Source organism: Saccharibacillus sp. CPCC 101409, from assembly GCF_030518235.1.
Taxonomy (GTDB): domain Bacteria; phylum Bacillota; class Bacilli; order Paenibacillales; family Paenibacillaceae; genus Saccharibacillus.
Map to the genome: position 1 here is coordinate 475,572 of NZ_JAULSA010000003.1, position 13,503 is coordinate 489,074.

The 13,503-nt window shown below is 60.9% G+C and carries 11 protein-coding genes; 9 read left to right on the forward strand and 2 right to left on the reverse strand.

Annotation, left to right across the window (positions count from 1 at the left end):
* Positions 1-34: 34 nt before the first annotated feature.
* A complete protein-coding gene (locus QWJ34_RS09945; protein ID WP_302727402.1) occupies positions 35-841 on the reverse strand; it encodes an alpha/beta fold hydrolase in 807 nt (268 codons plus the stop codon).
* 482 nt (positions 842-1,323) lie between these two features.
* Here QWJ34_RS09945 and QWJ34_RS09950 point away from each other — a divergent pair, with 482 nt between their 5' ends.
* Together QWJ34_RS09950 and QWJ34_RS09955 are read left to right on the forward strand one after the other, a co-directional pair.
* The gene (locus tag QWJ34_RS09950) at positions 1,324-2,271 is read left to right on the forward strand and encodes a hypothetical protein (protein ID WP_302727404.1); all 948 of its coding nucleotides are present in this window, start codon (positions 1,324-1,326) and stop codon (positions 2,269-2,271) included.
* Between the two features lie 242 nt (positions 2,272-2,513).
* On the forward strand, positions 2,514-3,752 hold the full coding sequence (locus QWJ34_RS09955) for an ABC transporter substrate-binding protein (RefSeq protein ID WP_302727406.1): 1,239 nt from the start codon (positions 2,514-2,516) through the stop codon (positions 3,750-3,752).
* A 224-nt stretch (positions 3,753-3,976) separates the two neighbouring features.
* Here QWJ34_RS09955 and QWJ34_RS09960 read toward each other — a convergent pair whose 3' ends face one another.
* Entirely contained in the window at positions 3,977-4,351 is a 375-nt protein-coding gene (locus QWJ34_RS09960; protein ID WP_302727408.1) for a hypothetical protein, read from the reverse strand.
* Between the two features lie 319 nt (positions 4,352-4,670).
* On the opposite strand from QWJ34_RS09960, the gene QWJ34_RS09965 reads away from it, so the two are divergent.
* The 7 genes from QWJ34_RS09965 to QWJ34_RS09995 all read left to right on the forward strand — a co-directional run bounded on the left by QWJ34_RS09965 (position 4,671) and on the right by QWJ34_RS09995 (position 13,466).
* Positions 4,671-5,537, forward strand: coding sequence for a carbohydrate ABC transporter permease (locus QWJ34_RS09965; RefSeq protein WP_302727410.1), 867 nt, complete (start codon positions 4,671-4,673; stop codon positions 5,535-5,537).
* A complete protein-coding gene (locus tag QWJ34_RS09970; protein ID WP_302727411.1) occupies positions 5,537-6,364 on the forward strand; it encodes a carbohydrate ABC transporter permease in 828 nt (275 codons plus the stop codon). Before QWJ34_RS09965 ends, QWJ34_RS09970 begins: the two co-directional genes overlap by 1 nt.
* A gap of 551 nt (positions 6,365-6,915) precedes the next feature.
* Positions 6,916-8,091, forward strand: coding sequence for a winged helix-turn-helix domain-containing protein (locus QWJ34_RS09975; protein WP_302727413.1), 1,176 nt, complete (start codon positions 6,916-6,918; stop codon positions 8,089-8,091).
* Positions 8,092-8,212: 121 nt separating this feature from the next.
* Positions 8,213-9,523 (forward strand): MFS transporter, encoded by a 1,311-nt coding sequence (locus tag QWJ34_RS09980; protein WP_302727415.1) that lies wholly within the window; start codon positions 8,213-8,215, stop codon positions 9,521-9,523.
* Positions 9,524-9,951: 428 nt separating this feature from the next.
* A complete protein-coding gene (locus tag QWJ34_RS09985) occupies positions 9,952-10,797 on the forward strand; it encodes a stalk domain-containing protein (protein ID WP_302727417.1) in 846 nt (281 codons plus the stop codon).
* Positions 10,798-10,971: 174 nt separating this feature from the next.
* The gene (locus QWJ34_RS09990) at positions 10,972-11,784 is read left to right on the forward strand and encodes an ABC transporter ATP-binding protein (protein ID WP_302727419.1); all 813 of its coding nucleotides are present in this window, start codon (positions 10,972-10,974) and stop codon (positions 11,782-11,784) included.
* Positions 11,785-11,786: 2 nt separating this feature from the next.
* Positions 11,787-13,466, forward strand: a complete 1,680-nt coding sequence (locus tag QWJ34_RS09995) for a hypothetical protein (protein ID WP_302727420.1) — start codon at positions 11,787-11,789, stop codon at positions 13,464-13,466.
* Positions 13,467-13,503: the final 37 nt, after the last annotated feature.

Genomic DNA, 13,503 nt, shown 5'->3' on the forward strand with positions numbered 1-13,503 from the left:
GCGGGTTTGCGCGTATCCGCTTATCGTGCGGGACTTAACGCAGGAACGCCAGAATTTCTTCGTTGAAGCGCTCCGGCTCGTCCATCATGACGGCGTGTCCGCTTTTCTCGAACGGGACGACGTGCGAAGTCGCGATGCCGGCGTTCATGGCCTGGGCCAGGCCGAACGGACAGATCTTGTCTTTCTCGCCGTGGAAGATCGCCGTCGGAACGGTGATCTGGGCCAGATCGCCGCGCAGGTCTTCGTCGCGCAGCATTTCGGCGGCGCGCAGCGTACCGACCGCGGAAGCCTGGAAGGCCACCATTTCGACCCAGGCGAACGATGAGACGCTAGGCGTTTTGTGCGTCAGCTTTTTGCCGAACGCCGTAATCATCTTCGGACGGTCTTCCAGCGTCGGCTGGATGATCTGCTCGTTGATTTCTTCCGGCGTCATCGCGTCCGGCACGCCGTCGCGCACCGTGAAGCTCGGAGCGGCCGCGCCGATCAGCAGCAGCTTCGAGATGCCGTGTCCCTGGTGGCGGGCCGCGTAGCGCACCGCCGTGGCGCCGCCCATCGAGAAGCCGACCAGCACCGCGTCCTGCACGCCCAGCGCGTCGATAACGGCGCGAACGTCGTCGGCGTAGCGGTCGTAGTTGTAGCCTTCCCACGGCGCGTCGGATTTGCCGAAACCGCGGGCGTCGATGCCGATGCAGCGGAAGCCCAGCGCCGGAAGGCGCATGTACTGATATTCGAACATCCGCGAGTCGAGCGGCCATCCGTGCAGGAATACCACCGGCCGCCCCTGGCCGACATCTTCGACGTAAACATTAACTCCCGGTTCTACTTCAACGTATTTTCCCATGACTGAAATTCCTCCTCGATGTGTGTTGGATACCCGGTACTTATTTATTGCGGCGGCCGGATTGGACCGAGCCGCGTGTTTCCGATATTTCCGCATACGTTCGATCAAGGGCCGCTGCCGCGCCGCCGGAATCGGGGGAAGGACTCCGCGGCGAAGGCCGTCGGCCGAACGCTTATTTATTACCCGAAAACCCGACTTGAATCGCGCACAATTTAAAAATACATAAACTTTCTCCGCTCCCCTTTCCGGGAAGACGGGCCGAAAACGGGGACGGACAAGCGTCCGCGCGGCCGCCGCGTCGAATATTCGGAGGGCGGATATCGCAAGGGTTTATATTAAACAACCGAATATCGGGTAACAAAGAAGAAAGCGCTTCGAAGCGCAACTTTATCGGAGCGTCGGAACGTCTATAACCGTGAACGTCCATATTAACGGGCGGCCCCCTCGCGGGAACGCCCTCTTATCTACGGGAGGGAAAAGATATGAACGGACAACCCTGGAGCAAAACGACCCTGCTGGGCCTGAGTCTCGCCGTCGCTTTTACCGGCTTCGGACTTGCGGGGACCGGCCCCGCCGCGACGCAAAGCGTGTCGGCCGCGGCGGCCTCGGGCCAATCGAACGCGTACGACCGTTTCAACGATTATGTGAGCCGGGCGCCGTCGCCTTCGTCGCTGTCGCTGGCGCGCGCCGTGCTGGTCAACCACGCCAAGACGTTTACCGGGCATCAGGCGACGCTCGCCGTGCTGAAGCTGGAGAACGCGCAGAACGCTTATTTGAATAAAATGACGGACCGCCTCTGGGAAGAAAAGGTCCAGGACAAAATCATATCGGTGTACGAGCCGGGTATGACGCTGAACCAGGTGCTCGGCAAAGTATCGGGTACCGAAGCGGCCGTCGTTCTCCAGGACATGCAGGCGATTCATTACAAGCTGGAAACGACGGAAGGCATATTCTATCCGATTATCGATTACAAAGATTACCGCCAGTTCAAAACGCGCGTCAAAGACGATATCGCTGCGTATATCGATCTGCAATCCGCGGAATCGGAGCAGCCGTCTGCGGCCGACGCGGGGCTGATTATCAGTTGGGACGAAGCGGCGAAGCGGGCGCTGGACCGGGAAGCGTTTATCGCCAGGCACAAGACGTCGAACCGGATCGAAGACGTGAAGCGGCTGTTCGAAGGTTCCAAGATGATGGTTTTCTACGGTCTCGACAACACGCCGCTGTTCGAGTACACCACAAAGAAAGTCGATCCGCAGGCGAAAGCCGCTTACAAAAAGCTGCTCGACGGCAAAAGCGACGCGGAGATCAAAGCCAGCGGCGTGCTGACCCATATGAAAGGCCTGTTGGACCTGCTGGAGAAAACCGGCGACAAGCAGACTGCTCAAGTGGAGAATTATGTGAAAAAGAACGTCCCGCTGAACTTCTGACTTGTCCGCCGCGGCGGGACAGTTTTAAATTTTTTCGCTTCGCCTTGCCCGGCGTCCCGCCGGGCTTTTTTGCGTCCCTTTTCCCGAAAGCGGTTTACAACCGAGATTCGCCGCGGCCTTTTCCCGGGTATTGTTAAGCGGACAGGCAAGCGGCGGACGCATCGGGGACACGGGCCGATTCGCGTCTCTATTTTCGTCGTCCGTACACAACAGACCTTATAAACTGCGGGGAGGCGCATCACATGGCAAAATGGAGCAGACTGCTGGGAGCGGCGTGCCTGCTGAGCATGCTGCTGGCGCTGACGGCCTGCGGAAACGGGCAGTCGGCCGACGGCAAAGTACATATCGAATTTTTCCAGAACAAGCCGGAAGCCAAAGAATCGTTCAACCGGCTGATCGACAAATTCAATCAAGAAAATCCCGATATCGTCGTGACGCAGAGCAATCCGCCGGACGCCGAAACGGTGCTTATGACGCGCGTCGTCAAAGAAGACGTGCCCGACGTGATCGGCATGGGCGCGACCGACACGTATTCCGTGCTGGGACAAAGCGATATTTTCGCCGACCTGACCGGGGAACCTCTGCTCGACCGGATCAATCCGCGCTACATGCAGATGCTGACGGACCTGACCGGCCGGAAAGAAATCACCGGCATTCCGTATGCGGCCAACGCCGACGGCATTATGTACAACCGGGCCATTTTCAAAAAGCTGAATCTTGAAGTACCCAAGACCTGGGACGAGCTGCTCGATACCGCGCAGAAGATCAAAGACGCCGGAATCACGCCGTTCTACCTGACTTACAAAGACGACTGGACGTCGAACCTGCTGTTCAACGCCCTGGCGCCGAATATCGCGGGCATCGACTTCTTCCTGGAGCGCCGCGACGACAAAGTCAGCTTCCAGGACCCGGTCATGCGCGAAGTCGCCGAGAAAGCGCTGGCCGTGCTGCCGTTCGGCACCAACGACAACTTCGGCCGCACCTACGCCGACGGCAACCGCGCTTTCGCCAATGGCGAAGCCGCGATGTATATCCAGGGCAGCTGGGCCATCCCGGAGATCCGCAAAGCCAACGCCGATATCGACCTGGGCTTCTTCGCGACCCCGACCGGCGACGACGCCGAAGCCAACAAACTCGTTTCCGGCGTCGATACGCTGCTCGCGGTGTCCGAAAATACGCCTCACCGCGCGGAGTCGCTGAAATTCGTCGAGTTCCTGCTGGCGGACGAACAGATCTCGCAGTATATCAAAGAACAAACCGCTTTCTCCGCCGTCGAAGGCATCGACCAGGACGACCCGGCCGTGACCGAGCTTCAGCCGTACTTCGAATCCGGCCGCCTGGTCGACTTCGCCGACCACTACATCCCCGCCGCCGTCCAGCTCAACTCCATGGTGCAGGGCTTCCTGCAGGGCGGCGACGTCGACGCGTTCCTGAAGCGCCTCGACAGCGAATGGACCAAAGTCGCCAACCGGAGATCGTAAACCGGGCGGATCGAACGGACCGAACGGATCGAGCGCGCCAAATAAAATGCGCACCGAAAGTCAACATTCGGCGCGCAAAACGGCTGTTGAAAAGCGAATGCTGCCTTGAAGGCAGCATTTGACGTCTTTTTCGCCGATGGGCAGCAAAAATCGCCTCAAATGCGTACCAAAAGTCAGCATTCGATACGCCGCCGGCCGTGAAGAGGCCAAATGCGCACTTAAAGTCAGCATTTGCGCGGGAGCCGGCCTTCATGCCGCAGCGGCGCAGCCGCCCGGCGTCCCGCGGGAACAGTCGGTGCGAAGCCTCCGACGCTTTCCCGCCCGCAGCGGCGCAGCCGCCCGGTGTCCCGCGGGAACAGTCGGTGCGAAGCCTCCGACGCTTTCCCGCCCGCAGCGGCGCAGCCACCCGGTGTCCCGTGGGAACAGTCGGTGCGAAGCCTCCGACGCTTTCCCGCCCGCAGCGGCGCAGCCGCCCGGTGTCCCGTGGGAAAAGTCCAGGCCGCAGCCGCCGACATTTCCCGCAGCGGCGCAGCCGCTCCGCTCGCCCCGACAGGCGAGCCGCGCCGCGCAGCGGACCGCTGCGCATTTCGTGCCTGCATCCCGCATCCATCTCCAACATGCACGCATGAGCACACAGTCCCACCCGTCGGCCCCGCAACAGGGCCGACGGCAGTTCCGCCCTTAACACAAAAAAGTAACTCGGCGCGTCTGGCGGCGGAGGGCGGGGAAATCCCGGAAAAGCGAAGCGGTCGCCTTTGAGGTCCGATTTTCACCTTATAAAATTTCAATCGAAAAATCGGACCGAGACAGCGATTGCAGGGATTCCCCGCCCGCAGCGCCTCCTTAAGCACCCAGGACCGCCCTGCGCCCAACCGCACCACAGCCCGCCCAGCCCGCCGAGAAAAAGGAGGACCCACGATGGCAAAAAGAAAAGCCGCTTTCTACTGGATGACCGTGCCGGCACTGCTGCTGTTTTTCGTTTTCCATACGTTTCCCGCGCTGCAAGGGGTGTTCTACTCCTTCACCAACTGGAACGGATTCGCCAAAACGTACGAGTTCGTCGGCTTCAAAAACTACTACTATCTGTTCCAGGACGACAACGTGGGCAACGCCTACTGGTTCACGTTTAAATTCGCCGTCGTCGTCACCGTTATCATCAACGTGCTCAGCCTGCTGATCGCAATGGGACTGAACGCCAGCATCAAAGCGCGGAACTTTTTCCGCGGCGTGTACTTCCTGCCGAACATCCTGAGCGTCCTGATCGTCGGCTACATATTCAACTACCTGTTCTCCAACGTGTTCACCGTCTGGGGCGAGAACCTGGGCCTGGGCTGGTTGTCCACCAACCTGCTCGGCAGCCAGACGCTGGCCTGGGTCGGCGTCGTGTTCGTCGCCGTGTGGCAGGGCATCGCGCTGAATACCATTTTGTACCTGTCCGGCTTGCAGACCATTCCGACGCAGCTGTACGAAGCATCGGGCCTGGACGGCGCGAACAAGTGGCAGGAATTTTGGAAAATTACGTTCCCGCTCATCGCGCCGTTTTTCACCATTAACATGGTCCTGGCGATGAAGAACGCGCTGATGGTGTTCGACCTGATCGTCGCGCTGACCAACGGCGGTCCGGGACGCGCCACGCAGTCGATCTCCCACCTGATCTACACGGGCGGCTTCGAAGGCGGGGAATTCGCGTATCAATCGGCGAACTCCGTCATCTACTTTATCGTCATCGCCGTCATCTCGATCGTGCAGATCCGATACTTGCAAAGAAGGGAGACGGATATGTAATGAAAACGGGCAAACGCACCAACTGGTTCGCGATGGTTCTGATAGCGCTGGGCACGATCTTCATCCTGTTCCCGCTGTACATGGCCGTCACCATCGCGCTGAAAAACCAGAACGACATGCTCAATTCCATCTTCGGCCTGCCGACGCATCTGCGGTTCGAGAACTTCTCGCGGGCGATCGAGCTGACGAACTTCTTCCAGGCGCTGCGCAACAGCGCGTTCGTCACCGTTTCGACTGTTGTGCTGACCATCCTGTCCAACTCGCTCGTCGCTTACGCGGTCGCACGCAATATGGGCCGCAGCAAGTTTTTCAAAGGATTGTATTTCTACTTTATCAGCGCCATGTTTATCCCGTTTCCGATTATCATGCTGCCGATCGTCAAGCTGACGGCGTCGCTCGGCATGACCAATCTGATCGGCCTGATTATTCTGCATACCGTATACGGTCTGGCGTTCAACGTGTTTATCTACGTCGGCTATATCCGCTCCATCCCGATCGACCTGGAAGAAGCGGCGACGGTGGACGGCACCGGCACCTGGGGCACGTTCTGGCGGATCATTTTCCCGCTGATGGCCCCGATCAACGCGACGGTGGGCATCCTGATCTGCTTGTCGACGTACAACGACTTCCTGCTTCCGCTCGTCATCATCAGCGACCAGAGCCAGTATACGCTGCCGCTGGTGCAGTACGTGTTCCAGGGACAATTCAACACCGAATTCAACCTGGCGTTCGCGTCCTACCTGCTGGCGATGCTGCCGATGATTATCATCTACCTGTTTGCGCAGAAATGGATCATCAACGGCGTGACGCAGGGCGCGGTGAAATAAACCGGGCCGAGCGGGGCGACGTCGAGACGAGAGCATTGCGAAACGAAAGATACGGATGAAAAAGAAAGCGTTCGGAGGCGCCTGTTAAGGCGCTCCGGGCGCTTTTTTTGATGCGGGGCGGAGGGGAGGAGGCAGGGGCGGACCGACTATGTTGGCGGACTGGCCAATTGGAGAATCCGCAGAGCGGCAGATCGCGAAGAACCGGAGCAAATTCCCTGACGCCCCGGACCGCGCCGGCGGAACGTCATTCCGTTAGAAGCCCGACTCGGAGACGATGCGATTCTCTAACGGAACCGGGCGCCGTTAAATACCGGAAATCGGCGTTTGCAGCGCCGAAATCGGCGGAAAAGGAATGTTAACGGCTGCTCGTTCCGTTAGGATTTCGAAAAGGCGGAATTGCGCTTCTAAGCGTCGCTCAGTTCCGTTAGCGTCTCGACAAGCGGAGCAAGCGCAACAAGCGCAGCAAGCGGCCTTGCGGTATAATGGCCGTACAAGAATACAGGCGAAGCGTAAGGCGGCTTCGGCCTGGAAGCGGAAAGGAGGCATGCAAGATGGCGTCGATCCTGTTCGACGACGAACGGCTGCAGGCGGAGCTTGGCGGGGCCCGGCTGCCGCTGCTGGCGAAAGAATACGCGCTGCTGCGCTTTCTGTACGGTCATCCGAACCGGGTATTCAGCCGCGAGCGGCTGCTCGACCGGGTATGGCCGGGCGAGTACCCGGTCGACCGCACGGTGGACGACCATGTCTACCGGCTGCGCAAGAAGCTGAAAGCGGCGGCCGGCGGTCCGCGCATCGAGACGATCCGCGGCGTCGGATACTGCCTGGTGATCGAGCCGGAGCAAGAACCCGGCCTCTCGAGCGGAGATCCCGCCATGCGCGCGGCGATGCACGGCGTATTCTCGCGCTACCATCGGCTGGGCGAAGGCAAACCGCTGCTGGCGCTGGCCGGGCAGCAGCAGGCGCTGGGCTTTCAGGTCAGCGAGTATTACCGCGCCTATATCCCGTTTATCCGCGGCGACTTCCGCTGGTTTCTGGACGCGGCAGACGTACCGCTGCGGCAGCGGATCGACTGGCTGCTGCTGATCTATTTGCTGACGGATACGCCCGAAGCGCAAGCGCCGCTTTGCGAACGGGCGCTGCGGCTCGGCGCGCTCTCACCCGATCACCATCTGGAGCTGGAGATGCTGACGATCGCGACCGTCTATGTGGGCGAAGGACGCCCGGATCTGGCGCTCGCCGTGCTGGAGCGGTCGCGCGCTTCTATCGCGTCCGAGCCGCAGCGGCTGGGCGGATTTGAACTTATGGTGGAGAATACGGTGCTGTACGCGTATTTGCTGAGCGGCAATTTGGAAGCGGCGGACGAACAGGCCGCGCGCATCCGGAAGATGCTGGACGACGAGCCGTATCTGCGCGAAGTGGGCACGTTTCGCCTGCTGGAAGGCGCCAGGCTGCTGATGCTCGGCGAGGCGGAAGCCGGGGAGCGGCGGCTGCGCGAAGGAATTGACACGCTGGAGCGCTCGGGTTTCGTGCCGAATCTGCTGCTCGCCCTGCGCGGCGCTTCGCTGGTCCTGCGGCGGCATCTGCCCGGCACGGGGGCGGACCGTCGGCTGCGCGAGCGCCTGCGGAGCGAATACGACCGCCTGGGACTGGCGGGGCTGCTGCCGGAAGTAACGGGCGTGCTCGAGAAGTACCTGGACGCGACGGAATACGGGCAAGACCGGCGCTGACGATTGCCGCCGCGGCCGGGTCTTTTTGCATAGCGGAGAAAGATTCGCGCCCTCTGATGTTCCTCTGACATTCCTGCGGCATACTCGGATCATCACCCCAATCCGAGAGGAATGAAGAGTTATGCCCGCTTCGATCGAAGCTCCCCGGGCGCCCGCTTCCGGGCGCCCGGCGCTGCTCAAAAACCGCGTTTTCGCGCGGATGTTCGCCGCTTATTCGCTGGCCGTGCTCGGCGACTGGTTCGACGCGATCGCCGTTCAGGTGCTGATCGTTTACCGCTGGGGCGCAAGCCCGATGCAGATCGCGCTGGTGCCGGTCTGCATGGCCGTGCCCGGCATCCTGCTCGGCACGGCGGCCGGAATGGCCGCCGACCGCTTCGACCGGCTGAAGCTGATGCGGATCTGCGATCTGCTGACCGCGTTCGTTACGCTGCTGATCCTGCTGGCGCCGGGCATTTACTGGCTGCTCCCGCTCCTGGCGCTGCGCGCCGCGCTCGGCGTGTTCAACATGCCCGCGCAGCAGGCCCAGACGCGCCGCGTCGTGCGCGAAGACCAGCTGCTCGAAGCCACCTCGCTGAACGGGCTCGTCGGCCAGCTCTCGCGCATCGCCGGGCCGCTGCTCGGCGCGGCCGTGCTGGCCGCTTTCTCGCCGCAGGCGTGCCTGCTGCTGAACGCGGCGGCGCGCTTCGCGTCGTACGGCCTGCTGCGCTCGATCCGCGCCGCCGCGGATGCCGCGGCTCTTGCGGCCGGCCGTTCGGTCCGCCCCGAAGCGGCGGCCGAAGCAGCCGGCGAAGAGCGGCCCGGCTTCGCGCGGCTGCTGCGCGAAGGCTGGACGTTCGTGCGCGGCAGCCGGCCGCTGCTGAGCACGCTGCTGTTCTCGTTGGCCGGCATGCTGGTCATCCAACTGGTCGATTACCAGTTCGTCGGCTTGTTCCGCTTCCTCGCGCCGGAGAGCGAAGGCGCGATCGGCTGGCTGCTGGCCGCCTCCGGCCTCAGCGCGATCGCCGCGCTGTTCGCGTTGAACCGCGCACCTTTATTGAAGAAAGCGGGATACGGAGTCAAGATCGGGATCGGCTATGCGCTGATCGGCCTGTCGATCGGCTGGCTCGGCCTGCTGCCGGCCGGCACCGGGCCCGGCGCGATTCTTGCCGCCGGTCTGCTGCTCGGCTTCGGCAACGGGCTGGTCATGATTACGCTCAATTACGGTTTGCAAAAAGAAACGCCGCCGCGGATGACGGGCCGCGTATTCGGTATCCAGAACACGCTGCTCAGCGCGGTTATGATCGCCGCGCCCCTGCTGGGCGGCCTGCTGGTGGAGCGCTTCGGGCCCGGCCCGGTGTTCGGCCTGGCCGGGCTGTTCGTGCTGCTGCTCGGTCTGGCCGGACTCGGTTTCGGGCGCCTGCTGTGGCCGCGGCCGCCTGAAAGCGAACATTAATCGAACAAAGCACGACAAGCTGAGGTTTTTCACCCCTTTTCGGCAGGAAAGGGGTCTTTGTCATGGAACTGTAATATAAGGTTACAACTTTTTTCCTGGAAAAAACGCTATGATGTTTTAAGCTAGAAGATAGAGGCTTTTTCCGAGCAAGACTGCCGGGAAATTCGCTTCCTCATAAACAAAAGATACGATTTCCACCTTGCAATAAGCCGAACGTTCGGCTCTCTGCATGTTTGCCTTTTCCTTCGTCTAATTTAGACGCCTAAGTACCTTGTCAACTCTTAATCAGAGGTTTACGTTCGCCTGAAACGCACACGCTTCAGGTGCGTTTCAGGGGGCGTAACCTCACCTTTAGTGTTGACAAGGTACTCGCGACAGGCGTTTTCCACCATATATTTCCTACGGGAACGAAATGAGGACTTTGACCCATGAAAACTACACGCCGCCTTGCCGCCTCCGTCCTGGTTTGTCTTTCGGTCGCCGCCGCCGCGCTGACCGCTTCCGCGGCTTCCCCGATCAAAGTGTTCCGCAACGGAACCGAAACGGTCGCGGAAGCTTCCCCCGTCGTCGTCGAAGGCCAGGTGATGATCCCGCTCGCTCTGGCCGAAGAACTGTTTGCGCAGCGGGTCGATTACGACGCAAAGGACCGGGTTCTGCATGTGGACGAACGCAGCGGCGTCGTATCCAAATCCGAAGACGGCTCGCTCTGGATCACGGGAACCCTGGAAACGAAATACGGAATGTGGGACGAACTGCGGCTGCACGGCCGGGACCGGGACGTTTATCTGCCGGGAAAGACGCTGGGAGCCGACAGCAGCTATGAGCCGGAATTCAAAACGGCCGATCTGACGGGCGGCGGTTCGCCCGACACGATCGTACTGCTCCAGCAGGGCTACGGAACGGGCGTCTATCTGAACGCAGCGGTCGTTTACGACGGCGAATGGAACCGGATTCCGATGGAAGACGCGCTCGTCGCCATGCTCAAACAGTTCAAAGGCATCCGCACGGACGCGGGAGTCGAGATCCAAGCGAACGGCGTCCGCACGGCGATCGCTCAAGACCGTTTGACCGGGAGCGGGCCGGGAAACGACGTGAAGCCGGGAATCGGCAGCGTGCTTCGTTATGCGGTCGAAGACGGCCGGCTGACCGCTACGGCGGCCGTGCAGGTCGGCACGGCGGAGTTTGTGGGCGATCTCAAGATCGCATACACCTACGAAAACGGCGTGCTCCAGGCGGGAGACGCCTCGTTTGCCGCTTACGACGAATATCGCTGAACGCAAACTTCGAACGGAATCGTTTTACGAATAAATAAATCCTGCATAAACGAAAACGGATAATCGAATGACTTCGTTCATGGATATATACGAGGAGGTGAACCGACTCGGGAAACATGAGCGAGACGGGGCTTCGGACGAAGCGCGTTTCGAACGCGAAGGGACGGGATAGAGATGGAAAATGCAGCGATCGATGAACAACGACAAGCCAAAGAAAGCGTGCTGTCGATTCGCGGGCTGCGCATGCAGTACGACGGCCGTTATGTGCTGAACGGAATCGACCTGGAAGCCGGACGCGGCCAGGTGATCGGCTATATCGGCCCCAACGGGGCGGGCAAGAGCACGACGATCAAGATCATGCTCGGCCTGGTGCGCGGGTACACGGGCGAAGTGCGGATCTTCGGCGAAGACATCGCCGAAGCCGGACCCCAATACAAAAGCCGCATCGGCTACGTGCCGGAAACGGCGGAAATGTACGACAATCTGACCGCGAGGGAATACCTGACGTTTACCGGCGAATTGTACGGGCTGGCGCCGGATCTTGCGGAGCGCAAAGCCGGCCGGCTGATGGAAGGGTTCGGCCTGGCCCACGCGATGGACTCGCGCATTGCCTCGTATTCCAAAGGGATGAAGCAGAAGGTGCTGCTCTCGTCCAGCCTGCTGCACGATCCCGACCTGATCTTTCTCGACGAGCCGCTCAGCGGCCTGGACGCCAACAGCGTCATGGTCATCAAGGAACTGCTGGAGCTGCTGGCCCGGCAGGGCAAAACGATTTTTTATTCGTCCCATATTATGGACGTGGTCGAGAAAATCAGCAGCCGGATCGTGCTGCTGAGCGGCGGGCGCGTCGCCGCCGACGGCAGCTTCGAAGAGCTGCGCCGGCTCGGCGGAGAGAAATCGCTTGAAGAGCTGTTCAACCAGATCACCGATTTCCACGAGCACCGCCAGATCGCGGAGCGGCTCGCGGCCGCCGTAGGGGAGCGCTGAGCATGGAAGAGTATCGGATTCTGCGCGCGCTGGACCGCGCGCGTCCGCTGTTCGAACGGATGGGCGTCGATTATCCGGCAATGCGCCGCATTCTCGGTCTCAAGCTGACGCTCGACGGACGGCGGACGAGCGGAGCCGCGGCTTTGTTCGGCGGTTCGATGAAGTCCGGCGGCGGCCCGTTGAAGCCCAAAGAGCAGCCGGCGGAGAATGCCGGGTCGGGCCGGATTTTGTTTTTCTATGCGCTGTACGGCGGGCTTTCCTCGCTTTTTCTTCTGACCGGCGGAACGTATATGCTTCAGGCGGGCATCGTGCTGACGGTGCTGCTGTTTATTATGATGACGGCGATGCTGTCCGACTTCTCCTCCGTGCTGCTGGATGTGCGGGACAAGCCGATTCTGCATACCAAGCCGGTTGACGGCCGGACGCTGGGCATGGCCAAGGCACTGCATGTCCTGATCTACTTTATGCAGTGCGTGCTCGCGCTGGGCGTTGTGCCGGTACTGGTCGGAGCGCTCCGCTACGGTCCCGGCTTCGCTCTGCTGCTGCTGGCTTCGCTGATCCTGGGCGGACTGCTGGTCGCGGTCTTTACGGCATTCGTTTACCTGCTCGTCCTGAAGCTGTTCGACGGCGAAACGTTAAAGGATATGATCAATTACGTCCAGATCGCCATGACCGTCTTTATGCTGGTCGGCTATCAGATCGCGATCCGGGCCATGGACCTGTCGCGTCTGTCGGCGGAATTTCGGCCCGGCTGGTGGGAGCTCGCGCTGCCTCCGCTGTGGTACGCGGCGGGCTTCGAGTGGCTGCTGTCCGGACGTTCCGATCCCCTGTATATCGCGCCTTCGCTGCTGGGACTGATTCTGCCGCCGCTCGGCGCGATCGTGTTCTACCGGTCGATGCCGATGTTCGAACGCAATCTGGAGAAGCTGTCCGGCGGCGCGGCCCGCGCCCGGCGTCCGCGCGCGGGCGCAAGAAGCCGCAGGCTGGCGAATCTGCTCTGCCGAAGCGCGCAGGAGCGGGCTTTCTACGTTTTTGCTTCTTCGATGCTGTCCGGCGAGCGGGAATTCAAGCTTAAAGTGTATCCTTCGCTCGGCTTCTCGCTGGCGGTGCCGTTTATTTTCCTGTTCAGCTTTGCCGTGGGCAGCGGAGGGCTGTCCGGCATCGACTTCGAGCACGGCGCCGGCTACCTCAACGTCTATTCGTGCGCGATCATGATCCCGACCGTTGTCGGCATGATGCAGTACTCGGGCAATTTTAAAGGAAGCTGGATCTACGGCGCCGCGCCGCTCGGCAGTCCGGACGCGCTCTACCGGGGCACGCTCAAAGCGCTGTTCGTCCGTTTGTTCCTGCCGCTGTTCCTGGTGGAAGCCGTCGTATTCTCCATGCTGTTCGGCATCCGTATCCTTCCCGATCTGCTTGCGGTGCTGGCGGCTTCGGCTTTGATGCTTCCCGTCAGTCTCCGCATGACCCGATCCGAACTGCCGTTTTCCCTGCCGTTTCCGACCTCCAACTCAAGCGGGGGCTTTCAGACGATCCTCGCGATGCTGGTTCTTGCCCTGCTGGCGGCGGTTCACTACGCGATTTGGTACTTCCTGCCCGCCTACGGCGTCTGGCTGCTGCTGGCTTTGATGATCGGGGCCAATGCCCGGGCATGGAGCCGCAGTCCGATCGGAAATCGCTGAAACGTTTTTTTACAGCATCATGGAAAAAATGGTAAGA

Excerpts from the sequence above, each read along its gene's own strand:
- QWJ34_RS09945 (WP_302727402.1), bottom strand. The coding sequence starts at position 841 with ATGGGAAAATACGTTGAAGTAGAACCGGGAGTTAATGTTTACGTCGAA.
- QWJ34_RS09950 (WP_302727404.1), top strand. The coding sequence starts at position 1,324 with ATGAACGGACAACCCTGGAGCAAAACGACCCTGCTGGGCCTGAGTCTC.
- QWJ34_RS09955 (WP_302727406.1), top strand. The coding sequence starts at position 2,514 with ATGGCAAAATGGAGCAGACTGCTGGGAGCGGCGTGCCTGCTGAGCATG.
- QWJ34_RS09960 (WP_302727408.1), bottom strand. The coding sequence starts at position 4,351 with ATGCAGGCACGAAATGCGCAGCGGTCCGCTGCGCGGCGCGGCTCGCCT.
- QWJ34_RS09965 (WP_302727410.1), top strand. The coding sequence starts at position 4,671 with ATGGCAAAAAGAAAAGCCGCTTTCTACTGGATGACCGTGCCGGCACTG.
- QWJ34_RS09970 (WP_302727411.1), top strand. The coding sequence starts at position 5,537 with ATGAAAACGGGCAAACGCACCAACTGGTTCGCGATGGTTCTGATAGCG.
- QWJ34_RS09975 (WP_302727413.1), top strand. The coding sequence starts at position 6,916 with ATGGCGTCGATCCTGTTCGACGACGAACGGCTGCAGGCGGAGCTTGGC.
- QWJ34_RS09980 (WP_302727415.1), top strand. The coding sequence starts at position 8,213 with ATGCCCGCTTCGATCGAAGCTCCCCGGGCGCCCGCTTCCGGGCGCCCG.
- QWJ34_RS09985 (WP_302727417.1), top strand. The coding sequence starts at position 9,952 with ATGAAAACTACACGCCGCCTTGCCGCCTCCGTCCTGGTTTGTCTTTCG.
- QWJ34_RS09990 (WP_302727419.1), top strand. The coding sequence starts at position 10,972 with ATGGAAAATGCAGCGATCGATGAACAACGACAAGCCAAAGAAAGCGTG.
- QWJ34_RS09995 (WP_302727420.1), top strand. The coding sequence starts at position 11,787 with ATGGAAGAGTATCGGATTCTGCGCGCGCTGGACCGCGCGCGTCCGCTG.